This is a genomic window from Nocardioides sp. NPDC058538 (assembly GCF_042719275.1).
Lineage (GTDB): Bacteria > Actinomycetota > Actinomycetes > Propionibacteriales > Nocardioidaceae > Nocardioides.
The window spans coordinates 79,043-102,939 of record NZ_JBHXNY010000019.1; the positions used below are offsets into that span (position 1 = coordinate 79,043).

Below are 23,897 nucleotides of genomic sequence, written 5' to 3' on the forward strand. Positions count from 1 at the left end.
ATCCTCACGACGCCGTCTTTTTCTTTTTTGTGGTTGGTTTGGTTTTCTTTTTTGTCTATCTGGCCCGGCGGCCCCCCCCCCCGCGCCCCCCCCCCCCCACTTCTGCAGTTTCGGCGAGGTTGGGCTACACGTGCCCCGTCGCCGATGCCCTCCGCCGGGAGATCGCGTCGACGCTGGCCGCGACCAGGAGGACCAGGCCGGTGACCATCCAGACGGTGCCCTGGGGCTGGTCGAGCAGGCCCATCCCGTTGTCGATGACCGCCACGACGGTGCCGCCGATGACGGCGTCGATGACCCGTCCCTTGCCGCCGAAGAGCGAGGTGCCGCCGATGACGGCGGCACCCACGGCGTACAGCAGGGTCGTCTCGCCGCCCGTGTTCGGGTTCACCGAGTTGGTCCGGCTGGCGATCATGATGCCGGCCACCGCCGCCATGGTCGAGCAGAGGACGAAGCACGACAGGCGCACCCGGAACACGTTGATCCCGGCCCTCCGTGCCGCCTCGGCGTTGCCGCCGACCGCGTAGACGTGCCGGCCCCAGGCGGTGCGGGTCAGCGTGAAGGTGAGCAGGATCAGCAGACCGACGATCACCACCAGCGAGACCGGCACCCCCTTGAGCGAGGTCAGCGCCGGGTTGCGGCTGCGCTCGACGGAGAGGTAACCGACCACGGCGAGCACGACGACCGTCAGCAGCCCGGTCTTCAGCGCCCACAGCAGGATGGGCTGCACGGTGAGGTTCTTGGCGCGGCGGCGTGTATCGGTGACGTACGTCAAGGCCGCATAGCCCACGATGCAGACGATGCCGAGCACCCAGCCGAGCCAGACCGGCAGGTTGGCGTTGTTGAGGCCGTTGATGAAGTCGTTGCGGATGGGGATCGTCCCACCCTCGCCGATCATCGTCAGGAGTACGCCCTGCAGCCCGAGGAACGCGGCCAGCGTGACCACGAACGACGGGATCCCGAGCCGGGCCACCAGCAGTCCGATGCTCAGGCCGATCACCGCCCCGGTGAGCAGTGCCGCCAGCAGCGCCGGGATCAGCGGCCACTCCTGCCGGGTCAGGCAGACGCCGAGCACCCCGGCGCACGTGCCGCCCGCGAATCCCGCGGACAGGTCGATCTCGCCCAGCAGCAGCACGAAGACCAGGCCCATCGCGAGCACGGTCACCCCCGCCGACTGGCCGATCAGGTTGGCGAAGTTGAACGAGTTGGTGAACTGCTCGGGACGCAGCGCGGAGAAGACCACGACCAGCGCGATCAGGCCCAGCACCGCCGGCAGCGAGCCGACCTCGCCACCCCTGAGCTTGGCCATGTAGGCACGGAAGATTCCGCCCAGCGAGTTGTCGGGCTCCGGGTCCGGTGCCGCCGCGATCGTCGGGTCATCGGTGTCAATACTCATGCCGCACCTCCCTCAGGAACGACGCCGGTGGTGATCGCCTGCACGACCCGTTCGCGCGTGGTGGAGGCGGCCTCGATCTGCCCGACCATGCCGCCCAGATACAGGACCGCGATGTCGTCGGCGACCTCGAAGACGTCGTTGAGGTTGTGGCTGATCAGCAGGACACCGAGACCTCGGTCGGCCAGGCGCCGCACCAGCCGGAGCACCTGCTCGGTCTGCGCCACGCCGAGAGCGGCGGTCGGCTCGTCGAGGATGACGAGCTTGGAGTTCCACAGCACGGCGCGGGCGATCGCCACGGTCTGGCGCTGGCCGCCGGAGAGGGAGGCCACCGGCGTACGCACCGATTTCAGCGTACGCACCGAGAGACCGTCGAGCGTCTCGCGAGCGCGCTGCTCCATGCTGTCCTCGTCGACCAGCCGGAGTCGTTTCATCTCCCGGCCGAGGAACATGTTGTGGACGACGTCGAGGTTGTCGCACAGCGCGAGGTCCTGGTAGACGACCTCGATGCCGAGCGCGGCGGCGTCCTTGGGGTTGGTCACCTTCACCGGCTCTCCCTCGAAGAGGTAGTCACCGGCGTCGAAGAGATGGATCCCGGCCATTCCCTTGACCAGGGTGCTCTTGCCGGCACCGTTGTCGCCGACGAGTGCGGTGACCCGGCCCGCCTGGACCGAGAGGTCCACTCCGCGCAGGACCTGCACGGCGCCGAAGGACTTCTCGACGCCGTGCAGCTCCAGCAGCGAACTCACTGAGGCACGCCGTTCTCGGTGCACAGGTCGGCGATCGCGCCGGCGCACACCTCGGCGGCGTCTGCCTGACCGTCCTCGATGACCGTCGCGACGGTCTCCTTGGTGACCCAGACGGGCTCGGCGAGCACCGAAGGCACGTCCTTGCCGGCCTCGGTGTCCTCCACGGAGCCGGTGGCCAGCTCCGCGGCGGCATCCTCGTCACCCTCGATCAGCGCGATCGCCAGGTCCGCGGCGGCCTTGGCCTCGAGCGCGGTGTTCTTGTAGACGGTGCCGCACTGGAAGCCCTGCAGGATGTTCTGCAGACCCTCGACCGAGGCGTCCTGGCCGGTCACCGGGATCTTGCCCTGGGCGTTGTTCGCCTTCAGCCGGGCGATGATGCCGCCGGCCATGGTGTCGTTGGCCGAGACCACGCCGTCGATCTTTCCGCCGTTGGCCGTGTACATCTGGTCGAAGACCTTCCCGGCCTTCGTGGCGTCCCACTCCCCCGACTGGTCGCCGACGAGCTTGTAGGTGCCGTCGGCGATCTTCGGCTCGAGCGCCTTCTCGTAGCCCGACTTGAACAGGGCCGCGTTGTTGTCGGTGGCCGCACCGTTGACGTAGACGATGTTGCCGCCGGTCTTGCCCGCGGCGGTGATGCACTCGTCGAGGCCCGTGCCCATCAGCTCGCCGACCTTCACGTTGTCGAAGGAGACGTAGTAGGAGGCGCCGCCGTTGAGCGTCAGCCGGTCGTAGTCGATGCTCGTGACGCCCGCGTCTGCGGCCTTCTTCAGGCAGGCCGCGCCCGACTCGGAGTCGAGGTTGGTGATGATGATGACCTTGACGTTCTCGTTGATCATGCTGTCGCACAGCTGACCGAACTTGGCGGTGTCGCCCTGCGCGTTCTGGATCGTGGCCTCGAGGCCGGCGTCGGCGAACGCCTTCTCGAGGTTGGGGCGGTCCTGGGACTCCCATCGGGGAGACGTGGTCGCGTCGGGGAGGATCACTCCGACGTCGGTGCCGCCCGAGTCTCCCGAGTCGCCACCGTCATCCGAGCCTCCACATGCCACGAGCGATGCGGCCGACAGGGTCGCCACCGCTGCGACCGCCATCAGGCGGCCGATCTTGTGCGTGTTCATCGTCGAACTCCTCAGTCCTGGGTGTGATCTAAGTCACGTCGGGGTGCAACCTATCTCCTTCAGCGGCGATGTGAAGCGGTTCTGAGGAGATCTCGACGGCAGATTGATAACGGCCGTACGCCTTCGGGTCACCACTGCTCGTTACGGTGCGACGGCTCCCACCCGTCAACGTCCACTAGAACAGCGATCACGTGACCGCCACCTCGGATTTCCGCACGCCCACGACCAGCCGGGCCGACAGCGAGCCCAACAGCCCCAAATCTGGGCACACCTCCGGACACATCAGCGAGATCCACGGCCTGCGCGGTATCGCCCTCGCGCTCGTGGTCGCCTTCCATCTCTTCGGCAACGGCCGGGTCTCCGGCGGGATCGACGTCTTCCTGGTGATCTCCGGCTTCCTCGCCACCCGGTCACTGGTCGGCAGAGCCGAACGCACCCAGGTGAGGCTGGGCGAGCACTACGGACGCACGTTCGCGCGGCTCGCCGCGCCGGCACTGATCGTGCTGGCCGCGACGGCGGCGCTGATGGTGGTCCTCATCCCGCAGACCCTGTGGACCCAGACCACCCGCGAGATCGTCGCGGCCGCGACCTACACGCTCAACTGGGAGCTCATCGCCAACCAGCTCACCTACGGCGCCGCCGGGCCGTCCTCGACGCCGGTGCAGCACTTCTGGTCGCTCGCGGTGCAGGGGCAGTTCTTCCTGCTGTGGCCACTGGTGGTCGTCGGGCTCGCCCTGGCACTTCGCCTGGTGGCCCGCGGCCGGCTGCGCGGTCGGCTCGGCCTCGCGCGGGCGCTGTTCGTGCTGACCGCAGCGGCGTTCACCCTCTCCTTCGCCTACGCGATCAAGGTCTCCGGGGCCGACCAGGCGGCTGCGTACTTCAACTCCATCACCCGCTTCTGGGAGATCGCCGCCGGCGCCCTGGCCGCGCTCGCCCTGCGCCGCCTGGGCCTGCCCGAGAAGATCAAGCCGTACGCCGCGTGGACCGGTCTCGCCCTGGTCGTGACCTGCGGTTTCGTGATGGACGGCGCCGACCACTTCCCGGGGCCGCTGGCCCTGTGGCCGGTCGCCGGGGCTCTGCTGGTGATGGCGGGCTCCACCCCGTCGCCCCACGGGCCGCGCCGCCTGCTGGAGACCCGCCCGCTGCGGTTCGTCGCCGACATCTCCTACGAGCTCTACCTGTGGCACTGGCCGCTGTTGGTCGCATGGCTCTACTACACCGGCGGGGAGCGGCTCACCGTCGCCTCGGCCGCGGGCGTGCTCGTCGTCTCGACGCTGCTCGCCTGGGTGACCAACCGCCTCGTCACCAGGCAGGTCCAGACGTACGTCATCAGACCCGGCGGTCCGCGAGCCCTGGGCGCCACCCTGGCTGCTCTCGTGGTCGCCGCTGGCGCCGGCTGGAGCGGCCTGGCCGCGATCGACCACACCGAGGACAGGGCGATCGCGGCGGCTGCCCGGCTCGCCACCGCCGACCCCTTCACGACCGAGTGCCTCGGTGCGGCCTCACTGGCGGTGAGCTCCGCGGGAGGCTCGTGCCGCAACCCCGACCTGCGCGGCGAGCTGATCCCGGCAGTGGCCGCGATCGGCGCGGACGACGACAACCGCAGCCAGTGCTGGTCCTTCGAGGAACGTCCGGTGCGCTTCAACGCATGTCCCAACGGGTCGGCCGAGGGCTATCGGAAGCGGCTGCTGATGGTCGGCGACTCGCACGCCGTCGCTCCGGTCGGCGCGCTCGACCTGATCGGCGACCAGCGCAACTGGCGCATCGACGTCGCCGCCCGCGCCGCCTGTCACTGGAACACCCGGCCGCTAGGCCGGAACATCGCCGACAACCGCCCGGCCTGCGCGGAGTGGAACCGGCAGCTCGAGGCCTACCTGCGCGCTCCCGAGCAGCAGGACCTCGACGCGATCATCGTCACCCACTCGGCCCGCAAGACGACCCAGCCGCTGGACGGCGAGACGCCGTACGAGTCCACGGTCAACGGCCTGGTCGAGGCCTGGAGCCACCGGCCCTCGAAGGAGGTCCCGGTGATCGCGCTCGTCGACAACCCGATGTTCGAGCCCGACAACGCTGCCTATCTGCGCACCACCCTGGGCTGCATCCAGCGGCACTCCCCCGAGACGGCGGGCGAGGCGTGCGGGCGGCCGCGCACCGACGTACTCTTCAAGGATCCGCACCGCGACGCGGTCGCCCGCGATCCCAACGCGCACCTGGTCGACCTGACCCACCTCTTCTGCGGGGACGAGGTCTGCCCGGCGGTGATCGGCAACGTCATCGTCTATCGCGACGGCAACCACATCACCTCGCGCTACGCCCGCACCCTGGCGCCCTACCTCAGCCGGGAGATCGCCCGGGTGACCGGCTAGCGGGCGACCGCCAGCGCGTCGATCTCGACGAGCATCTCCTCGCGGGGCAGGCCCGTCATCACGGTGGTGCGGCACGGCAGGATGCCGCCCTCGGCGACGCGTGAGCCGATGAACTCGCCGTAGGCGTCGTTCATCGCGGCGAAGTCGTCCCGGGTGGTCAGGTAGACCCGGAGCATCAGCACGTCCTCGAAGCCCGCACCGGCGGCAGCCAGGATCGCCTCCACGTTCTGCAGCGTGCGTACGGTCTGGGCCTTCACGTCGCCGGGGAACAGGTACTCGTTCGCGGCGGGGTCGACGGGGCCCTGACCGGAGACCTGGATCAGGCCGCCTCGGACCACCCCCTGGGAGAAGGTGTGCGCCGGGGCCGGGGCCTGGTCGGTGGAGATGCGGATGTCGGACATGGGATGGGTTTCCTCTCGGGGTGTTCTCATGAGCTCCGGCCGGCCCAGTCGGCGGAGATCGCTTCGGTGGCCGCGAGGAGCTGCGGCACCAGGGCACGCACCCCATCGCGGGGCAGGATGACGTCGGGCACGGAGACGGAGACCGCGGCGACCACGCGCCCGGCCTCGTCGCGTACGGGCGCCCCGACGCAGTTGATGAAGTCCTCGTGCTCGGCGGCGTCCTCGGCCCAGCCCTGCTCGCGCGTCCGGGCGAGCACCTCGTGGTAGCCGGCCGCGTCGGGGATGGTGCGGCTGGTGAACGGCCGGAAGTCGATTCCGGCGACCACCGCCTCCTGCTCGCCCGGAGGCAGCCCCGCGACGAGCACCTTGCCGACGGCGGTCGCGTGCAGCGCGGCGGGCAGACCCACCCGGGAGTACATCCGCACCGAGTGGGTGCTCTCCACCTTGGCGAGGTAGATGGCCGTGCCGTTCTCGTACGCAGCCAGGTGGACGGCCTGGCCGCCCGTCTCGGCCGCCAGGCGGGTCAGGTGGGGCTGGGCCACGTCGCGGATCGCATGCTGGGAGAGAGCTGCCGCGCCGAGGGCGAACAGCCGGGAGCCGAGGTGGTAGCGCTGGCGGTCGTCGCGGCGTACGAAGCGGTCCGCCTCCAAGGTGTGCAGCAGCCGCATCGCGGTGGTCTTGTGGACCTCGAGACTGGCGGCGACCTGGTCGAGGGATCGCTCGCCCTCACCGAGCTCGATGAGGATCTGCAGCGCGCGGGAGAGACTCTGACTCATCGCGGCCCGACCTCCTCACGGGTCGCCGGGGAGTCGATGCCGGTGGCGCTCACCCGGGTCGCGGCCCAGTCGTCCTCGGAGCACTCGAGCAGCCGGGCGCGTACGTCGGCGGCCGGAGGTCGCGCGTGGTCGCCGGTCGCGGCCAGCACGCCCGCGGCGACCAGGTGACCCTGACGCAGCCGGCCGACCGGGCCGGTCCCCTCGACGAGCGCGGCGAGGTAGCCCGCCGCGAAGCCGTCGCCCGCGCCCACCGGCTCCACGACGTCGACCCGGAGCGCCGGGACCTGCGTGGCGCTTCCGTCGGCGTCGTACTCACCGGCCGCGTGGGAGTCCGCCTTGATCACCAGCCGCGGACGCTCGCCGAGGAGCTCCCGGAGATCCTGCGGAGCGTCAGCGCCGAGCGCCTCGCGTGCCTCGTCGGCTCCGAGCAGAACGATGTCGGCCGCGCGGAGCAGGTCGATCAGCGGCTCGATGCTGCGCCCGGCCCACAGGGCCGGTCTCCAGTTGAGGTCGACGCTGAGCCGGAAGCCGAGCTCGTCGCGCAGCGCCAGCAGGCGGGTGAGCAGCGTCGATCCCTCCTCGAGGATGCCGACGGTGATGCCGGAGGTGTGCACGACCTCGGCCGAGGCCAGCGCCGCCGCGACTCCCGGCAGATCCAGCAGGCCGGCGTCCATCGCGGCGGCCGCGGAGCCGGCGCGGTAGTAGTGCATACGGCTGCCGCCGGGGGCGGGCTCCTTCAGGTAGAGCCCTGTCGGCCGCTCGGGATCACGCTCGGCCTCGACGTCCACGGCGCGGGCGATCAGGTCCTCGGTCACGACGTCGCCGAACGGGTCCTGGCCGAGCCGGGACACCCAGGCGGTCCGCACGCCGAGGGCGGCCAGGGCACCGGCCACGTTGGCCTCGGCGCCGCCGACCGAACGGCGCAGGGTCGTCGCCCCGGCGAGCGACTGGCCGCCCTCCGGACGCAGGACGACCATCGCCTCCCCGAGACAGACCACTCGCACGTCTCCGCTGCTGCCCACCGATGGAGCTCCTCCCCTGTTGGTTCTTCGCCGAGCCGTTGACGCCCGGTGTGGCCGATGCTACAACTAACGAATCGAAATACGCAATCACCGTTGCATAATGTGCAACGCAGGAAGGACGGGCCATGGATCACCCGGCAGCCCACATCGACACAGCAGCCGTCGCGGCGCTGCGCGAGGAGCGGGTCGACTGGCGCCACAAGGCGATCCCGCCCGCGCTGTGGGGACGTACGGTCGCCGAGGTGCTCGAGGCGGCGCCCCGCCTCTCACAGCTGCCCACGCCCGTGCTCTCCCTCTCCCGCGTCGCGATGACCCACAACCGTGACGTGCTGGCCGCCTGGTGCGCGGAGCGCGGCATCGCCCTGGCTCCGCACGGCAAGACCACGATGGCTCCGCAGCTGTGGGCCGAACAGCTCGCCGCCGGCGCCTGGGCGATCACGGTGGCGAACCTCCCCCAGCTCGCCGTCGCCCGCGCCTTCGGCGTCTCCCGGGTGATCGTGGCCAACGCGATCGTCTCCCCGCTGACCCTGCGCTGGATCTCGGACCAGATCACCGAGGACGCGGGGCTGGAGGTGCTGGTGTGGGCCGACTCGCCACGCACGGTCGCGCTGATGCACGACGCGCTCGCTGCCCATGCCGCAGAGGCCGGGCCGCGCCGCCCGCTCGGCGTCCTCGTCGAGCGCGGCGCCACGGGTGGTCGCACCGGCGCCCGTGACGAGGCGACCGCGGTCGCCGTGGCCGAGGCCGTCGCTGCCTCACCCCACCTGGAGCTCGCCGGGGTCACCGGGTACGAGGGCGCCCTGGCGCACACCACCGACGAGGCCGCACTCGGCGTCGTCCATGCGTACGTCGACAGCCTGGTCTCTCTCCACCGGCGGATCTCCGGCCTGCTGCCCGCCGGCCGGACGCCGGTGGTGAGCGCCGGCGGCAGCGCCTACTTCGAGCAGGTCGCCGACGCGCTCGCGCCGCTGGTGGCCGACGACGAGGCCCGCGTGGTGCTGCGCAGCGGCGCCTACATCACCCACGACGACGGCTTCTACCGCGGCATCTCACCGCTGGGGAGCACACCCCGCACCACCGGCCCCGGCCTGCGCAGCGCCCTTCACGGCTGGGTCCGGATCTCCTCCCAGCCGGAGCCTGGCCTCGCGCTCTTCGACGCCGGCAAGCGCGACCTGCCCTTCGACGAGGGCCTGCCCGAAGCGCAGCTGCTGCGGGCACGGACGAGCGGCTCCCCCGCGACCCAGCTCTCCGGGGTCGCGATGACCGCGCTCAACGACCAGCACGGCTTCCTCCGCTGGGACCCCGCCACCGAGGCGCCCGTCGCTATCGGCGACGAGCTCCGTCTCGGGCTCTCGCACCCGTGCACCGCCTTCGACAAGTGGGGCCTCATCCCGGTCCTCGACGACGCCGACGCCGACGACCCGGTCGTCGTCGACCTCGTGCGCACCTGGTTCTGAGAGGAGCCACCATGACCGACCTGCTCATCCGCGACGCGACCGTCATCGACGGCAGCGGAGCCCCGGCGTTCCACGCCCACGTCAGCATCGACGCCGGGCGGATCACGGGCATCCACACCGATGCTCCGGCTCCGGCCGCGCGGCGCACCATCGACGCCGCCGGACGGGCGCTCACCCCAGGGTTCATCGACATGCACGCCCACTCGGACCTGCAGATCCTGGTCAACCCCGACCACACCGCCAAGGTGAGCCAGGGCGTCACCCTCGAGGTCGTCGGGCAGGACGGCCTCTCGTTCGCGCCCGCCGACGCGGCGGCGCGTGCCCACCTGCGCCGCCAGATCGCGGGCTGGAACGGCGAGCCCGACGACTTCGACTTCGACTGGGACACCGTCGCCGGGTACCTGGACCGGCTCGACCGCGGGATCGCGTGCAACGCGGCGTACCTCGTCCCGCAGGGGACCCTGCGGCTGATGGTCGTCGGTCCCGACAACCGGCCCGCCACCCCCGCCGAGATCGCCGAGATGGCCCGGCTGCTCCGGGTCGGCCTCGAGGAGGGCGCGGTCGGGATGAGCAGCGGCCTGACCTACCCGCCGAGCATGTTCGCCGACGACGACGAGCTGGCCACGCTGTGCGGGGTCGTCGCCGAGGCGGGCGGCTACTACAGCCCGCACCACCGCTCCTACGGGGCCGGCGCACTGGAGGCGTACGCCGAGATGATCGCGGTCGCCCGGGCCTCCGGGTGCGCCCTCCATCTCACCCACGCGACCATGAACTTCGAGCCCAACCGCGGGCGGGCCGGTGAGCTCGTCGAGATGATCGACGCGGGCCTGTCCGACGGGGTCGACATCACCCTCGACACCTACCCCTACCTCCCCGGCGCAACGACGCTCAGCGCCGTGCTGCCCAGCTGGTCGACCTCCGGCGGTCCGGACGCCCTGCTCGCGCGGGTCGCCGACCCGGGCGACCGCGCCCGGATCGCGCACGAGCTCGACCACGTCGGCACCGACGGCTGCCACGGCTGCGTGACCGACTGGCGCACGATCCAGATCAGCGGCGTACGCAACCCGGAGCTGTCAGGCTACGTCGGCCGGACCGTCGCCGAGATCGCCGAGGAGACCGGCCAGGTGGCCACGGACGTCTTCTTCGACCTGCTCGTCCGCGACCGGCTGGCCACGACGATCCTGCAGCACGTCGGCCACGAGGAGAACGTGCAGACGATCATGCGGCACCGCACCCACTGCGGTGGCAGCGACGCGATCCTCGTCGGGGAACGCCCACATCCGCGCGCGTGGGGCACCTTCCCCCGCTACCTCGCCCGCTACGTACGCGAGCTCGGCGTGCTCGACCTGGTCGACTGTGTCCACCACCTCACCGGCCGCCCGGCGGCGAGGCTCCGGCTGCACGAGCGCGGCCTCGTCCGGGAGGGGTACGCCGCCGACCTGGTGCTCCTCGACCCCGACACCGTCCAGGACACCGCCACGTTCGAGCAGCCGCGGCAGCAGGCGCGCGGCATCGACTGGGTGCTGGTCAACGGCACCGCCGTCATCGAGGACGGCCACCGCACCGGCGCACTGCCCGGACGGGCGCTGCGCCGCACCGACGAAGGGACCCGAGCCCGATGAGCGAGCGTCAGCGAGCGAACTTTGGATCTTTCATCGGGCCGCATCCGTATTCTGGCGCTTGCGCTACGGAGGCGGCCCGATGAGCAGCCCCCTGATCGATACACTCCAGGACGACCAGGCGCTGGTCGTCGTACGCGCCTCCCGGCTCGACGATCCTGTCGCGCTCTGCCATGCGCTGGCCGCCGGTGGCATCCGGACCGTCGAGCTGACCTACACGACGCCGGGTCTCACCGATCTCGTCGCGCAGGTCAGCGCCCGGGCCGACGACGACATCGTCATCGGCGCCGGAACGGTGCTGAGCGCCGACCAGGCCCGCGCCGCGCTCACGGCCGGCGCCCGGTTCCTGGTGACGCCCGGCCTGCCGCCGGAGGCGGCGGAGATCGTCGCCGAGGGTCACGCCGCGGGTGCGGCCGTCGTCCTCGGCGCCCTCACCCCGACCGAGGTCCTCACCGCGACCTCGCTCGGCGCCGATGCGGTCAAGATCTTCCCGGCGCGGGCCGTCGGTCCGCGCTACTTCTCCGACCTCCGGGGCCCGTTCCCCGAGGTCGCCCTGATCCCTTCCGGCGGAGTCGACGAAGACAACGCCGCGGAGTTCCTGCGGGCCGGCGCCGTCGCCGTGACCGCCGGGACGTCGGTGGTCCAGCCCGCCGACGTCGACGAGGCCCGGTGGGAGCAGATCACCACCAACGCCGCCCGGTTCCGCGCAGCTCTGCGCTGAGTCCCCCCACTCCATCCCCCTGACCCAACGGGAGAACCAACCATGCATTGGCTCCAGACAAGCACCACGGGCCTGCTGCTGCTCTGCGCCGTGGCGATCGCCGTGCTCCTCTTCCTGATCATCAAGGTGAAGCTCGAACCCTTCATCGCCCTCTTCATCAGCGGCATCGGCCTCGCGGTCGCGGCCGGCCTCTCCGTCGAGCAGATGGTGGGCACCGCGCTCTCCGCGAAGGAGTCGCTCATCGAGACCGGCTTCGGCGGCGTACTGGGCCACATCGCGCTCATCATCGGTCTCGGTACCGTCCTCGGGTCGCTGCTCGAGCGGTCCGGCGGCGCCGACGTCCTCGCCGCGAGGCTGATCGGCATCTTCGGCGAGCGCGGCACCCCGGTCGCGATGGGCCTGGTCGGCCTGATCTTCGGCATCCCGGTCTTCTTCGACATCGGCATCTTCGTGCTCGCGCCGCTGGTCTACGTCGCAGCTCACCGCGGCGGCAAGTCGCTCGTCCTCTACGCCCTCCCGGTCCTCGCGGGCCTGTCGATGACGCATGCCTTCCTGCCTCCCCACCCCGGCCCCACGGCCCTGGGCGGCCTGCTCGGAGTCGACCTCGGCTGGCTGATCATCATGGGCCTGCTGTGCGGCCTGCCCGCGTTCGCCGCGGCCGGGATCCTCTTCCCCACGTGGATCGCCCGGCGGGTCCAGGTCTCAGTGCCCGAGGAGTTCCTGGTCGCGGAGACCGAGGCGGAGCACGACGAGACACCCGCCACCCCGGTCGCGCTCTCCCTCGTCCTCGGGGTCATCGCAGTGCCGCTGGTCCTGATCCTCGGCGCGACCTTCGGCACGATGCTGCTCGACCCGGGCCGGCTGCTCAGCCTGCTCACCTTCTTCGGCAACCCGGCGATCGCGCTCACCATCGCCGTGCTCCTCGCCTTCTGGCTGCTCGGCCTCCGGCGCGGGATGAGCCTCGAGGAGATCTCCGAGTTCACCGGGGCCTCGCTGCGGCCGGTCGGCATGATCCTGCTCGTCGTCGGCGCCGGCGCCTTCTTCGGCGCGGTGATCACCGCGACCGGCGTCGGCACCGCGCTCGCGGAGGTGCTCTCCGACGCGGGCCTGCCGATCCTGCTGCTGGCCTACGTCATCTCCTGCGCGCTCCGGATCGCCCAGGGCTCCGCGACCGTGGCGATCGTGACCACCGGCGGCATCATCGCGCCGACCCTCGGCACCGGCTACTCGCAGCCCGAGCTCGCCGTGATCGCGGTCGCGATCGCCGCCGGCTCGATCATCCTCAGCCACGTCAACGACGGCGGCTTCTGGATCGTGTCGCGCTACTTCAACATGACCGTGAAGCAGACCCTGGCGACCTGGACGGTGCTGGAGACGGTGCTTTCGATCGTCGGGTTCGCAGCCGCCGTCGTCGCCTGGGCGATCGTCTGAGCCACAGCCCTGGCCCGAAGCCCTAGACCGACGCCCACGCCTGCGCGAGCAGGGCGCGGGTGTCGGTCAGGAGCTGGGGCAGGGTCTTGGTGCGGCCGATGATCGGCATGAAGTTCTGGTCGCCGACCCAGCGGGGCACGATGTGCTGATGCAGGTGGGCGGCGATGCCGGCGCCGCCCGCGGTGCCCTGGTTCATCCCGATGTTGAAGCCCTCGGCCCGCGAGACGCCGGCGAGGGTGCGTACGGCCTGCTTGGTCAGCACCGCCATCTCGGCGGCCTCCTCGTCGGTGGTCTCGACGTAGCCGGCGACGTGGCGGTAGGGGCACACCATCATGTGGCCCGGGGCGTACGGGTAGAGGTTGAGCACCACGAAGCAGGTCTCGCCGCGGTGGACGACCAGGCCCTCGGCGTCATCGAGCGTGGGCACCCGACAGAACGGGCACTTCGTCTCCGAAGGGTCGGTGGGCTTGTTCTCGCCGCGGATGTAGGCCATCCGGTAGGGCGTCCACAGCCGCTCCAGACCGTCGCCCTCGCCGATGCCGTCCTGGGTGAGTACGCCGTCCATCTCTGTCACGCGGCAAACACTACTTAATCCCCTGGAAAGGTCAGTCGGGCGCTTCCCCGCTCCGCAGCGTGTACGTCCCGGCGACGGCGGCGGCGAGCAGGACGACCAGGCAGGCAACGGTGATCCCGGACAACGCCTGCCAGGGGAATGTCAGCGGCGCGCCGGGCACATCGCGTACGACCGCCTGCCGCATCAGCCAGCCGGTGAAGCCGGTGACCGCGCCCCCGACCAGCAGAGCGCCGGCGCCGGTGAAGACCGTCTCCCAGAGCGCGGTCCGGCGCACCTGTGCCGGGGTCGCGCCGACGAGCCGAGCGGTGGCGGTCTGGCGGCGGCGCTGGCTCGCCCCGATCAGGACCGCGTTGACGGCGGCGATCGCGGCGTAGACCCCGGCCGGGCCGAGCATCACCCACAGCACGACTGTGTTCATCTCGCGCGCCTCGGCCGAGACCGTGCTGACCCACTCCTCGCCGGTGCTCACCTCGGCTCCGGTCTCCCGGATCGACCGGGCAGTCCCGGCGACGTCCACGCCGGCGTCGGTGCGCACGAAGACCGTCCCGGTCTCGCGGGCGACCTCGTCGATGCGTGGCAGGTCGTCGGGCACGATGATGTCGCTCCACAGGTTCGGCGCGTCGGGCACGACCGCGACCAGGCGCACCTTGACGCTCCGGCCGTCGATGCGCATCCGGCGGGTCTGGCCGACCCGGCCGCCGAGGTCGGTGACGTAGGAGGCGGTGACCGCCATCGCCCGGCCGTGCAGGTCGGCGAGACTCCCCTGCGTCGACTGCAGGCTCCGCGTCGCGGCAGCGCTGGAGACATCGACGACCTCGACGTCCTCGGGACCGCCCCCGAACCCGACCTGCGCCGTGCGGCGAACGTCGCTCACATCCACCCCGGGCACGTCCTGGATCCGCTCGGGGCGCTCGGCCTGCTCGACGACCAGCTCCGACCTGAGGGCGGCCCGGTCGGCGCCCTCGCTCCAGTCGGCGGTCGCACCGACCGCGAGCACCATCGAGCCGGCGACCGCCATGATGGCGACGACTGGCGCCGCCACCGCGGCGGTCATCCGGGTGCTGGTGCGGGCGAGGTCGCGGGCAAGGTGCGCCGCCGGGTCCCGTCGCGCCACCGTGGCACCGGCGTACGCCGCGAGCTCGGTGTAGAGCAGGCCGCCCACCGCGTTGGCCCCGATCACGGCGACGATCGGCAGGAACATGCCCACGAGCAGGGCGAACAGCAGCGGCATCTCGGAGGCGAATACGGCGGTCGCGACCAGCGCTCCGGCCGCGGTGAGCGCGAGCAGCCCCTGGATCACCGTCGGCCGTCGACGCTCGAGGACCGCGTCGCGGAGCGCCTCGACCGGCTGCGTACGTCCCGCCCGAGCACCCGCGCGCCAGGCCCCGACCAGCGCGACGCCGACACCGCAGGAGGCGGCGATCGCCCATCCGGTGCCCTGGCTCGGCATCGCGAGCAGGACCGGGGTGACCCCGGCTTGGTGCAGGATGCGCAGCACCGGCACCGTGACGGCGGTGCCGAGCAGGCAGCCGGCGACCGTGCCGACCGCCGCGACGGCGAGCGCCTCTCCGAGCAGCAGGGTCCGCACCTGGCGCGGGGTGGCGCCGAGCAGGCGGAGCAGGCCGAGCTCGCGACGCCGGGTCGCGACCACGAACCCGAAGGTCGAGGAGACCACGAAGAGCGCCAGGAAGAGCGAGATGCCGGCCATGATCCCGAACAGCGACCCGAGGTCGTCGATCTGCGTCCGGGTCTGCGGGTCCAGCCCCTCGGCGGCGGTGCCGAGCGCTCCCAGCATGTTGGTGGCGAGGGTGATCAGGGCGATGCCGCCGGCGAGGGCGACGGCGGCACCGGCGTAGGGAGGCCAGGACTGGCGCAGGCTCTTCAGGCTGTGCGCGGCCAGCGAGACCATGCTCATCGCACGGGCTCCAGCTCGGCCATCCGGGCGCTGATGCAGGCCGGGTCGCTGCGCTCCATCTGTCCGACGACCCGGCCGTCGGCGAGGAACAGCACGCTGTCGGCGTACGAGGCGGCGAGCGGGTCGTGGGTGACCATCACGACCGTCTGCGCGGGTCCGTGAGTGACCGGCGCGTCGACGAGGTTCCGCAGCAGCTCGAGCACGTCGCGTCCGGCGTGACGGTCCAGCGCACCGGTGGGCTCGTCGGCGAAGAGCACCGCGGGCCTGGCGTGCAGCGCACGCGCGATGGCCACGCGCTGCTGCTGGCCACCGGAGAGCTCCGGCGGCCGCCTCCGGGCGAGCCCGTGCAGACCGACCTGCTCGAGCGCCCCGACCACCTCGGCCCGAATCGGGCGACGCCCGGCGAGACGGGCCGGAAGGGCGACGTTGTCGTAGGCGGTGAGGGCGTCGAGCAGGTTGTACTGCTGGAAGACGAATCCCATCACCTCCCGGCGCAGCTTCGTCAGGGTCGTCCGGTTCAGGCCGGCCAAGCCGGCACCGGCGACCCGAACACTGCCCCGGGTGGGCCGGTCGAGCCCGGCGGCGATCTGCATCAAGGTGGACTTGCCCGATCCCGACGGCCCCATGATCGCGGTGAACGTCCCGGAGGTGAAGGCGTGGCTCACGCCCCGCAGAGCGTCGACCTTGCCGGAGCGGGAGCGATAGGTGCGGCTGACGTCGTCGAGCACGACGGCGGGCGGGCCGGGTGGCCGAGGCGCGTGGACGGCGTACGGGATCGTGGCGGTCATGGTCTCCAGCAAACGCCTCCGACGCGGCGCGCACACGGGCGCGGACGCCACGGCGGGGTAGCGCGTGCGCTACCCCGCCGTGGGGTGATGAGTGCCTAGGCTCGAGAGTCATGAGACCTCCACCCGACGCCTGGGCCGCGCTGCGCTCCTCTCCCTGGCGGCTGCTCGCCTCCAGCTGGCCCTGGCGCGCCCTGGCCTACCTGGCCTCCGGCGCTCTGATCGGTCTCGTCGTCGCCTTCCTGCTGTTCGTGCTGATCGGCGTCGGACTGCTCACCCTGGTCCTCCTGGTCGGGGTGCTGGTCCTGGCCGGGATCCCGCTGCTGGCGGCGCTCGTCGCCGAGGTGGAACGGGTACGCCTGCGGCTGATCCTCCCCGAGGTCCGCCCAGGACCGGCCGAGCCGCCGGAGCCGATCGCCTGGAGCGACCGCCTCCGGGCGCTGCGCCGGCTCCGCGTCTCCGGGCCCGAGGTCGGCTACACCGTGCTGGTCGCCTCGGTGCTGTGGCTGGTCGACGCCGTCGCGCTCAACCTGATCATCACCATCCCGGGCGTGCTCGTGCTCGCCCCGGTCCTGGTCCGGTTCGACGGTCCCGTCGCCTTCGGCCCCTGGCAGCTCACCACGCCCACCGAGGCCTGGATCGCCGTGGCCCCTGGGCTGGTGCTGCTGATCGCCGGCCTGTACGCCGCGACCCTCCTGGCCGCCGCCCAGGCCAGCCTGGCGCGGCTCCTGCTCGAACCGGCGCAGACCCGGATGGCCGCGGCCGTCGCCGACCTGCGCCGGTCCCGGGTGGACCTCGTCGACGCCTTCGAGACCGAGCGCAGCCGGATCGAGCGCGACCTCCACGACGGCGCACAGCAACGGCTGGTCGCGCTGACCATGACCCTCGGACTGGCCGAGCTGGAGGTGCCCGAGGGTGCCGCGCTCGACCTCGTCCGGCAGGCGCACACCCAGGCCGAGACGGCGCTGGCCGAGCTCCGCGCCACCGTCCGCGGAATCCATCCGCGGGTGCTGGTCGACCACGGACTCACCGCTGCCGTCCGTGAGCTCGCCGACGCCGCCGGGCTGCCGGTCTCGGTCGACCTACGTGTGGACGGCCGGCTGCCGGCGCCGGTCGAGGCCGCGGCGTACTTCGTGGTCGCAGAGGCGCTCACCAACGCGGTCCGCCATGCCGGCGCCCACTCCGCCCGCGTGCACGGGCAGGTCACCGGTGGCCTACTGGAGGTCGGCGTACGCGATGATGGGGACGGCGGCGCCATCGTGCGTCCCGGGGGCGGGCTCGCCGGTCTGGCCACGCGTCTGGCCGCCCTGGACGGCCACCTGGAGGTCACCAGCCCACCGGGCGGACCGACGGAAGTGAGGATGACGTGCCCGACCGTGCTCCCCTGAGGATCGTCCTGGCCGAGGACGCCGCGCTGCTGCGCGAGGGCCTCCTCGCCATCCTCGAGCGAGCCGGACACAAGGTCATCGCCGCGGTCGGCGACGCGGACGCCCTACTCGCCTTTACCGACCACACCCGCCCCGACGTGGTCATCACCGACATCCGGATGCCGCCGACCCACACCGACGAGGGGCTGCGTGCCGCCGCCGAGCTCCGCCGGCGGCACCGCGACCTGGCCGTCCTCGTGCTCTCGGCCTACGTCGCCGACGCCTACCTCGCCGAGCTTCTCGACACCACCGGTGGCGGCGGCATCGGCTACCTGCTCAAGGACAGGGTCGGCCACGTCCGAGACTTCCTCGACAGCCTGGACCGGGTAGCCGGTGGTGAGACCGTCGTCGACCCCCAGGTCGTACGCGGCCTCCTCAACCGACACCAGCCCGACGGTCCGCTCGAGGTGCTCTCGGAGCGCGAGCGAGAGGTCCTGGCCCTGATGGCCGAGGGCCGCACCAACGGGAGCATCGCCACCTCGCTGTTCGTCTCCGAGGCGGCCGTACGCAAGCACGTGGGCAACATCTTCGCCAAGCTCCGGCTCGACCCCACCACCGACCGACGCGTCTCCGCCGTCCTCGCCTACCTGCGCGAGGCCTAGCGGAGCCGCGTGATGATCAGAAGGTGATCCCCCGGGCGGCGAACCGGTCGCGGACCAGGTCGGCAGCCGCCTGACCGTCGCGAGCAGCCGCCGCGTCGTACGTCTCGGCGGCCGCGGCCTGGAAGCTGGTGTCCGGGGCGTAGGAGAACTGGGAGTAGATCAGCGTGGTGTCCCAGTCGCGGGTGGAGAGGCCGATTGCCTCGTAGCCCTCGCGGATCTCCCACAGCGCCTGGCTCCAGATCTGGCCGTCGTAGTGGACCTGGTTGCGGCGGTCCTCGAGGGTCAGGTCGAGGTGGAAGCTGCGGATGCAGTGCGGGGCGTCGGTGTAGGAGGTCGAGTCCCAGTCCATCGGGCAGGAGGGGTCGGCGGCGACCGGCCAACCGAACTCCGAGGCGGCGTCGAGCCCGACGGTCACGGCGAGGTAGTCGCCGAACGACTCCCCGATCGCGCCGGCGTCCAGGCTGCTGCCGTAGCCGGGCACCTGGCTGGCGTGGACGGCGTGGCCGTACTCGTGGACGATCACCTCGGCGTCCTCGGCGTCGTCGACACCGCCCTTGCCCAGCCGGATCCGGAAGGGCTTGTCGGTCTGGTAGGAGTTGTCGCCGCCGTACTGGTTGATCTTGACCGAGAACGGCTGGTTCAGGACGCCCGGGAGCGTCTCGCCGAAGCCGAGGGTGTGCAGGTAGGTCTGCGCGCGGGTGACCCAGAAGTAGCCCATGACCTGCTCGAACTGGTCCTGGTGGCGGTCGTAGGAGTAGCTGTTGGTCGTGGAGTGCGCCGGCGTGCCGGTGCTCGACTCGACGACGGCGTAGTCGCCGCGGAGGTAGCCCGAGCCGTCCAGGTGGGTGAGCGGCACCTGGGCGTAGGCGCTGTCCGGGACGGCGCTCGCGGCGTCCTTCTGGTCGGTCAGGTTCTGGTCGTTGCTGGACTGGACCGGGTTGACCATGAACACGCGGGCGGTGCCCTCGGAGGAGCCGCTGCCCGGGGCCGCGGTGGCCTGGGTCAGCGGGACGGCGAGCGCGGCGGTGGCCGCCAGGCCTGCGGTGACGGCGATCGAGAGTCTGCGCATGTGGGGCATGTCTTCTCCTGGACTGAACGGCCGCGCGGCCGGGTGATACCGGGAGGTTATACCGCGAGGATGTCCTTGGACAGGAGTTCTTCCAGAGGAAGGTCGGGGTCGAGCTCGATCCCGAAGCCGCGGGCGTGGCCGTCGATGACGAACCAGATCGACTGGGCGGTGAGCCGCTCCAGCGTCTCGGCGGGCAGGCGCTCGCCGGTGCGGGTGAGCCAGCGGCGTACGGCACCGAAGACCGCGCCGACGAGGCCGTAGATCAGCGGGTCGAGGGCCTCGGCCTCCTCCTCGGTGGGGTTGCCCCCGAGAGCGAGGACGGCGGTGCCGACGATCGCCGAGATCCGGCCGGCGAGCTGCTCCATCCCCTGCTGGAGGGGGCCGTCGTCACCGCCGTCGATGTCGTGGTCGGCGGCGAGGTGGAGGGCGGGATGGGCCCGGGCCCAGCGGACGTAGGTGCCGATGATCCGCTCGATGATCTGCGGCACCGTGCCGTCGAGGGTGATCCCGGGCAGCAGCTCGGACCACAGCCCGTCGAGGATCGCCTGCTGCACGGCTCGGTCGAGGTCGGCGCGGTCCTCGAAGTGTCGGTAGATGACCGTGCGGGACAGCCCGGCGCGAACCGCGATCTGCTGCACCTGCACGTCGGCGCCGGGCTCACCGGCCTCGATCACCGCGATCGCGGCATCGATGATCTGCTGGCGGCGCTGCTCGTTGTGCTTGCTCCACCGGTCCTGCCGACCATCCCGCTTCTCCCCGGCCACCCGCGTCTCCCCCTGATCCCGTGATCGTCCCGAGCACCTCAGCGCTCCTTGCGACGCCCCAGAGCGTATCGGGGTTTCCGCGACTTCGCGGCGATGCCCCGCATCTCCTCGACATCGGTGATCTTGATCCGCGGACGGCCGGTCTCGGCGCCGCGTCGCTTCTCCTCACGGTCGATCGCCTGCCAGCCGGCCAGGTCGACCATGCCGGGCTGGCGGCTGCGTACGACCGCGGTGATCTCGCGGGCGTCGCCGACCGGGGCTGGGATCCGGTCCGTGTCGAGGTCGTCGAGCACCTGCTCGACCGTCTCGGTGGCATCGGACTTGTTGGTGCCGATGAAGCCGTTGGGGCCGCGCTTGACCCAGCCTGCGACGTAGACGCCCGGGAGCACCCGGCCGCGCTCGTTGGGGACAGTGCCGGTCGCGGCGTCGTAGGGAAGGTCGGCCACGGGCAGGCCCTTGTAGCCGACCGCGCGCAGGAGCATCCCGGTCTCGAGGACCTCGGTCTCGCCGGTGGGGACTGCCCGGACGACGCCGTTCTCGTCGCGCTCGAGGCGGTTGCGGCCGACCTCGACCCCGGTGACCCGGTCCTCACCCAGCACGCGCACCGGCGAGCTGAGGAAGCGAAGGACGATCGTACGCAGCTCCGGGCGCACCTCGCGGCCGGCGAGCTCGTGCAGCAGCCGCGTGGTGGTGTCCGCGCTTCGCTCGGTTACTCCCTCGAGCGGGTGATCGCCGGTGTCGACGACGACGTTGACCCCGGTGTGCCCCATCAGCCCGACCAGCTCGGGCACGGTGAAGGCCGCCTCCCCGGGCCCCCTGCGCCCGAGGACGACGACCTCCCGCACCGCGCTGTCGCGCAGGATCGCCAGCGGTCCCTCGGCGATGTCGGTGCCGGCCAGCCGCTCCGGGTCCTCGGCGAGAATCCGGGCGCAGTCGAGCGCCACGTTGCCGTTGCCGACCAGGACGACCCGCCCCGACGGGAGTGACTCCGGGTCGAGGTGGACGGGCAGGTCCTGCTTGTCCGGGTGGCCGTTGTACCAGCCGACGAAGTCGGTCGCGCTCAGCGAGCCAGGCAGGTCGTCGCCCTCGATCCCGAGAGCACGGTCGCTCGCCGCGCCGACGGTGTAGACGACAGCGTGGTAGCGAGCGGCCAGCTCGGCATGGGAGACGTCCTTGCCGACCTCGACTCCGAGGAAGTAGCGGAAACCGGGCTGCGACTCGATCTGCGCGAAGAGTCTCTCGATCTGCTTGGTGTTCTGGTGGTCGGGCGCGACGCCGGCCCGGACCAGGCCGTACGGCGTCGGCAGCCGGTCGAAGACGTCGACAGAGATCTCGGGGTGCTTGAGCAGCTCGTCGGCGGCGTACATCCCCGCCGGCCCGGCACCGACCACCGCGACCCGGAACGGGCCGGTGCGGGTCAGCCGACGCTGGGGGTACACCAGGGCGAGCGGGGTGCGGTCCTTGTGCGGGAAGACCTCGAAGTACTCCGCGTTGATCGCCAGGAACGGCGTCTGCGCGGACGTCAGGGTCGTGTGCGGGACGATCGCGTCGGCCGGACAGGCCGTGACGCAGGCTCCGCAGTCGACGCAGCTCTTGGCGTCGACGTAGAGCATCTCGGCCTCGCCGAAGCCGGGCTCGCCCGGGGCGGGGTGGATGCAGTTGACCGGGCAGGCGACCACGCACGAGGCGTCCGCACAGCACGACTGAGTGACGACGTGAGGCACTTTGTGGCTACCGTTCTAGGGCGTCGGGCTCAGGGGATCAGTAGGACGCCGCGCGCGGCTCGGCGCGGAAGCGCGAGGCGCGACCGTCGATGCCGGTCAGCTTCCACAGCAGCTTGGCCGGGCCCTTGCGGATGCCGAGGTTGTCGGCCAAGAGGCGTACGTCACCGAAGAGGTCACGCAGCAGCTTCTCGGACTCCTCCGACTTCCACCAGATCTCACGTGCGACCTCGTCCGGGATGCCCATGTCGTGGCGGGCCTGCTTGCTCGGGACCATGATCACGTCGCAGAGCAGTCGCATGATGATCGGGAAGATGTAGGCCAGCAGCGTCTTCTTCACCCGGCCCAGCTCGGGCACGTGCTGCTCCAGGTACTGGTGGGCGAAGCCGATGTGGCGGGCCTCCTCGGCGATGTGGATCTGCATGATCCGGTTGGCCGCGGGGTGGCTGCCGCCGGAGCGCATCGCGCCCTTCTGCAGGTGGTCGATCGGCTCCTCACCGGCGAGGATGCCGGTGAAGAACGCCTCCGGGAAGAACGCGCCCGCCGAGGCCATGAAGGGCACCAGGACCTTGAAGTAGGTCGGCGCGCCCGCCACGTCCGGGTTCACCCGGTTGACGAACTCCTGGAACATCTGGGTGTGGTGGGTCTCCTCGGTCACCTCGTGAGTCGCGTAGCGGAACTCCGGGTTGTTGTTCGTCGACCAGACCAGGTGGTTCATGACGCCGCCGATGAGGAGCTGCTCGAACTGCAGGCCGACCTTGGCGACCTGGGCCCAGCGGTACATGCCGATCTCGATCTGGCGCTGCTTGGGCAGTGCCTTGTACCAGGGGTGGGCACCGATCTCGTCGGCGTCGTTGAGGATCCAGCGCTCATCATCGGGCAGCACCGCGAGCTCGTCGGAGTCCCAGTCGATGTCCTTGAACGGGTCGAAGTGCACCTCCACCGAGGCCTCGGACAGCGTACGAAGCGTGTCGAGGTAGGCCTGCTTGCCCTGGCGGACGTATCCAGTGGACTTCTCATCCTGAACGGCGGTCATGACGATCGCTCCTTCACCGTTGAGTTCTACGTTGAGCTGCTAACGACGTGACTCACGTTACCCGGACACGCGTCCCGATAACAAGAGTACGCGCGACTTCGTGTCACATCTAAATATATGCGTCGGAGTCAGAGCTGCCGACCCAGCTGCTCGGCATGCCGGAGCAGGGCCTCGCCGCACCGGCTCCGGAACTCCACCACGTCCAGGCGCGCCACCGCCGCGCTGACCGAGATCGACGCCACCGTGACCCCGCGTGCATCCTTGACCGGCACCGCCAGCGCGAACAGCCCGATCTCGAGCTCCTCGTCACTGACCGCGACCCCCTCGCGCCGAACGTCTTCGATCCGCTCGCGCAACCCCGCGTGATCGAGGATCGTCCGAGACGTACGCGCCACCAGCTCGACCCGCTCAAGGTAGGCGTCGAGGTCCTGATCGTCGAGACCGGCCAGCAGGGCATGTCCCGTTGCCGAGGCATACAGCGGCAGCCGCGCCCCGACACGCACGCCGGCATCGAAGACGCGGGCCACCTCGCTACGAGCCACGAAGAGGGACTCGTCACCCTCCATCACAGCGAGCGAGACCGACTCGTCCAACGCCTCTCGCAGGGCCGTGAGATGGGGTCGCGCCAGCTGCGGGAGGGGCACCGCATCCGCGTAGATCGCTCCGAGCCGGAGCACCCTCGGGGTCGGGCTGAAGAACTTCTCGTCGAAGGTCAGATAGCCCGCCTCGACCAGAGTCATCAAGCAGCGCCGAGCCGCCGCGCGACTGAGCCCGGTCGCCCGAGCGGCATCACTGATCGTCAGTCTCGGCGACTCCCGGCCGAACGCCTCCAGCACCGCCAGGCCCTTGGCCAGCCCGGCCATTCCCTCGCTCATGACGTCGTCCCTTCTTGACACCTGTGACAAAAGCCACTTTGGTATGTTCTGTTCGGAAAACATACATGTGTTCGCTATCCGA

General features: G+C 71.1%; 21 protein-coding genes. 7 read left to right on the forward strand and 14 right to left on the reverse strand.

The window, feature by feature from the left end; all coding sequences use genetic code 11:
- Window positions 1-124: 124 nt before the first annotated feature.
- The 3 genes from ACFWQC_RS17645 to ACFWQC_RS17655 are packed head-to-tail and all read right to left on the reverse strand — an operon-like array spanning window position 125 to window position 3,254.
- Window positions 125-1,393 carry a sugar ABC transporter permease gene (locus ACFWQC_RS17645; RefSeq protein WP_378680502.1) on the reverse strand — a complete coding sequence of 423 codons (1,269 nt, stop codon included), beginning with the start codon at window positions 1,391-1,393 and terminating at the stop codon, window positions 125-127.
- Window positions 1,390-2,139 carry an ATP-binding cassette domain-containing protein gene (locus ACFWQC_RS17650; RefSeq protein ID WP_091041212.1) on the reverse strand — a complete coding sequence of 250 codons (750 nt, stop codon included), beginning with the start codon at window positions 2,137-2,139 and terminating at the stop codon, window positions 1,390-1,392. Before ACFWQC_RS17650 ends, ACFWQC_RS17645 begins: the two co-directional genes overlap by 4 nt.
- A complete protein-coding gene (locus tag ACFWQC_RS17655; protein ID WP_378680506.1) occupies window positions 2,136-3,254 on the reverse strand; it encodes a sugar ABC transporter substrate-binding protein in 1,119 nt (372 codons plus the stop codon). Before ACFWQC_RS17655 ends, ACFWQC_RS17650 begins: the two co-directional genes overlap by 4 nt.
- Before the next feature lie 191 nt (window positions 3,255-3,445).
- On the opposite strand from ACFWQC_RS17655, the gene ACFWQC_RS17660 reads away from it, so the two are divergent.
- Window positions 3,446-5,620, forward strand: a complete 2,175-nt coding sequence (locus ACFWQC_RS17660; protein WP_378680508.1) for an acyltransferase family protein — start codon at window positions 3,446-3,448, stop codon at window positions 5,618-5,620.
- Here ACFWQC_RS17660 and ACFWQC_RS17665 read toward each other — a convergent pair.
- From ACFWQC_RS17665 to ACFWQC_RS17675, 3 genes are read right to left on the reverse strand one after another with little or no spacing between them, the layout of a single operon-like run.
- Window positions 5,617-6,021, reverse strand: a complete 405-nt coding sequence (locus ACFWQC_RS17665; RefSeq protein ID WP_378680511.1) for a RidA family protein — start codon at window positions 6,019-6,021, stop codon at window positions 5,617-5,619. The genes ACFWQC_RS17660 and ACFWQC_RS17665 overlap by 4 nt on opposite strands.
- Before the next feature lie 26 nt (window positions 6,022-6,047).
- Complete coding sequence (locus ACFWQC_RS17670; protein WP_378680514.1) at window positions 6,048-6,797, reverse strand: IclR family transcriptional regulator; 750 nt, start codon at window positions 6,795-6,797, stop codon at window positions 6,048-6,050.
- Window positions 6,794-7,819, reverse strand: coding sequence for a sugar kinase (locus ACFWQC_RS17675; RefSeq protein ID WP_378680517.1), 1,026 nt, complete (start codon window positions 7,817-7,819; stop codon window positions 6,794-6,796). Before ACFWQC_RS17675 ends, ACFWQC_RS17670 begins: the two co-directional genes overlap by 4 nt.
- A 125-nt stretch (window positions 7,820-7,944) precedes the next feature.
- Here ACFWQC_RS17675 and ACFWQC_RS17680 point away from each other — a divergent pair, with 125 nt between their 5' ends.
- From ACFWQC_RS17680 to ACFWQC_RS17695, 4 genes are all read left to right on the forward strand, one after another.
- A complete protein-coding gene (locus tag ACFWQC_RS17680; RefSeq protein WP_378680520.1) occupies window positions 7,945-9,276 on the forward strand; it encodes an amino acid deaminase in 1,332 nt (443 codons plus the stop codon).
- Window positions 9,277-9,287: 11 nt separating this feature from the next.
- Complete coding sequence (locus ACFWQC_RS17685; protein WP_378680523.1) at window positions 9,288-10,898, forward strand: amidohydrolase family protein; 1,611 nt, start codon at window positions 9,288-9,290, stop codon at window positions 10,896-10,898.
- A 79-nt stretch (window positions 10,899-10,977) separates the two neighbouring features.
- Window positions 10,978-11,616 (forward strand): bifunctional 4-hydroxy-2-oxoglutarate aldolase/2-dehydro-3-deoxy-phosphogluconate aldolase, encoded by a 639-nt coding sequence (locus ACFWQC_RS17690; protein WP_378680526.1) that lies wholly within the window; start codon window positions 10,978-10,980, stop codon window positions 11,614-11,616.
- A gap of 42 nt (window positions 11,617-11,658) precedes the next feature.
- On the forward strand, window positions 11,659-13,047 hold the full coding sequence (locus ACFWQC_RS17695) for a GntP family permease (protein WP_378680530.1): 1,389 nt from the start codon (window positions 11,659-11,661) through the stop codon (window positions 13,045-13,047).
- Between the two features lie 22 nt (window positions 13,048-13,069).
- Here ACFWQC_RS17695 and ACFWQC_RS17700 read toward each other — a convergent pair whose 3' ends face one another.
- The 3 genes from ACFWQC_RS17700 to ACFWQC_RS17710 are packed head-to-tail and all read right to left on the reverse strand — an operon-like array spanning window position 13,070 to window position 16,324.
- Window positions 13,070-13,612 (reverse strand): HIT family protein, encoded by a 543-nt coding sequence (locus ACFWQC_RS17700; protein ID WP_378680603.1) that lies wholly within the window; start codon window positions 13,610-13,612, stop codon window positions 13,070-13,072.
- Between the two features lie 40 nt (window positions 13,613-13,652).
- Window positions 13,653-15,536 (reverse strand): FtsX-like permease family protein, encoded by a 1,884-nt coding sequence (locus ACFWQC_RS17705; protein ID WP_378680533.1) that lies wholly within the window; start codon window positions 15,534-15,536, stop codon window positions 13,653-13,655.
- Entirely contained in the window at window positions 15,533-16,324 is a 792-nt protein-coding gene (locus ACFWQC_RS17710) for an ABC transporter ATP-binding protein (RefSeq protein WP_378680536.1), read from the reverse strand. The genes ACFWQC_RS17705 and ACFWQC_RS17710 overlap by 4 nt, the downstream gene beginning before the upstream one ends.
- Window positions 16,325-16,434: 110 nt before the next feature.
- On the opposite strand from ACFWQC_RS17710, the gene ACFWQC_RS17715 reads away from it, so the two are divergent.
- Complete coding sequence (locus ACFWQC_RS17715) at window positions 16,435-17,709, forward strand: sensor domain-containing protein (RefSeq protein WP_378680539.1); 1,275 nt, start codon at window positions 16,435-16,437, stop codon at window positions 17,707-17,709.
- Entirely contained in the window at window positions 17,688-18,350 is a 663-nt protein-coding gene (locus tag ACFWQC_RS17720) for a response regulator (RefSeq protein WP_378680542.1), read from the forward strand. Before ACFWQC_RS17715 ends, ACFWQC_RS17720 begins: the two co-directional genes overlap by 22 nt.
- A gap of 16 nt (window positions 18,351-18,366) precedes the next feature.
- Here ACFWQC_RS17720 and ACFWQC_RS17725 read toward each other — a convergent pair whose 3' ends face one another.
- From ACFWQC_RS17725 to ACFWQC_RS17745, 5 genes are all read right to left on the reverse strand, one after another.
- The gene (locus ACFWQC_RS17725; RefSeq protein ID WP_378680545.1) at window positions 18,367-19,428 is read right to left on the reverse strand and encodes a M36 family metallopeptidase; all 1,062 of its coding nucleotides are present in this window, start codon (window positions 19,426-19,428) and stop codon (window positions 18,367-18,369) included.
- 47 nt (window positions 19,429-19,475) lie between these two features.
- Window positions 19,476-20,183, reverse strand: coding sequence for a TetR/AcrR family transcriptional regulator (locus ACFWQC_RS17730; protein ID WP_378680548.1), 708 nt, complete (start codon window positions 20,181-20,183; stop codon window positions 19,476-19,478).
- Between the two features lie 38 nt (window positions 20,184-20,221).
- Window positions 20,222-21,907 carry an FAD-dependent oxidoreductase gene (locus ACFWQC_RS17735; RefSeq protein ID WP_378680551.1) on the reverse strand — a complete coding sequence of 562 codons (1,686 nt, stop codon included), beginning with the start codon at window positions 21,905-21,907 and terminating at the stop codon, window positions 20,222-20,224.
- Between the two features lie 37 nt (window positions 21,908-21,944).
- A complete protein-coding gene (locus tag ACFWQC_RS17740) occupies window positions 21,945-22,940 on the reverse strand; it encodes a diiron oxygenase (protein ID WP_378680554.1) in 996 nt (331 codons plus the stop codon).
- 128 nt (window positions 22,941-23,068) lie between these two features.
- Window positions 23,069-23,815 carry an IclR family transcriptional regulator C-terminal domain-containing protein gene (locus ACFWQC_RS17745; protein WP_378680557.1) on the reverse strand — a complete coding sequence of 249 codons (747 nt, stop codon included), beginning with the start codon at window positions 23,813-23,815 and terminating at the stop codon, window positions 23,069-23,071.
- Between the last annotated feature and the right edge of the window lie 82 nt (window positions 23,816-23,897).

Excerpts from the sequence above, each read along its gene's own strand:
- ACFWQC_RS17645 (WP_378680502.1), bottom strand. The coding sequence starts at position 1,393 with ATGAGTATTGACACCGATGACCCGACGATCGCGGCGGCACCGGACCCG.
- ACFWQC_RS17655 (WP_378680506.1), bottom strand. The coding sequence starts at position 3,254 with ATGAACACGCACAAGATCGGCCGCCTGATGGCGGTCGCAGCGGTGGCG.
- ACFWQC_RS17665 (WP_378680511.1), bottom strand. The coding sequence starts at position 6,021 with ATGTCCGACATCCGCATCTCCACCGACCAGGCCCCGGCCCCGGCGCAC.
- ACFWQC_RS17670 (WP_378680514.1), bottom strand. The coding sequence starts at position 6,797 with ATGAGTCAGAGTCTCTCCCGCGCGCTGCAGATCCTCATCGAGCTCGGT.
- ACFWQC_RS17680 (WP_378680520.1), top strand. The coding sequence starts at position 7,945 with ATGGATCACCCGGCAGCCCACATCGACACAGCAGCCGTCGCGGCGCTG.
- ACFWQC_RS17685 (WP_378680523.1), top strand. The coding sequence starts at position 9,288 with ATGACCGACCTGCTCATCCGCGACGCGACCGTCATCGACGGCAGCGGA.
- ACFWQC_RS17690 (WP_378680526.1), top strand. The coding sequence starts at position 10,978 with ATGAGCAGCCCCCTGATCGATACACTCCAGGACGACCAGGCGCTGGTC.
- ACFWQC_RS17695 (WP_378680530.1), top strand. The coding sequence starts at position 11,659 with ATGCATTGGCTCCAGACAAGCACCACGGGCCTGCTGCTGCTCTGCGCC.
- ACFWQC_RS17700 (WP_378680603.1), bottom strand. The coding sequence starts at position 13,612 with ATGGACGGCGTACTCACCCAGGACGGCATCGGCGAGGGCGACGGTCTG.
- ACFWQC_RS17705 (WP_378680533.1), bottom strand. The coding sequence starts at position 15,536 with ATGAGCATGGTCTCGCTGGCCGCGCACAGCCTGAAGAGCCTGCGCCAG.
- ACFWQC_RS17710 (WP_378680536.1), bottom strand. The coding sequence starts at position 16,324 with ATGACCGCCACGATCCCGTACGCCGTCCACGCGCCTCGGCCACCCGGC.
- ACFWQC_RS17715 (WP_378680539.1), top strand. The coding sequence starts at position 16,435 with ATGAGACCTCCACCCGACGCCTGGGCCGCGCTGCGCTCCTCTCCCTGG.
- ACFWQC_RS17725 (WP_378680545.1), bottom strand. The coding sequence starts at position 19,428 with ATGCCCCACATGCGCAGACTCTCGATCGCCGTCACCGCAGGCCTGGCG.
- ACFWQC_RS17740 (WP_378680554.1), bottom strand. The coding sequence starts at position 22,940 with ATGACCGCCGTTCAGGATGAGAAGTCCACTGGATACGTCCGCCAGGGC.
- ACFWQC_RS17745 (WP_378680557.1), bottom strand. The coding sequence starts at position 23,815 with ATGAGCGAGGGAATGGCCGGGCTGGCCAAGGGCCTGGCGGTGCTGGAG.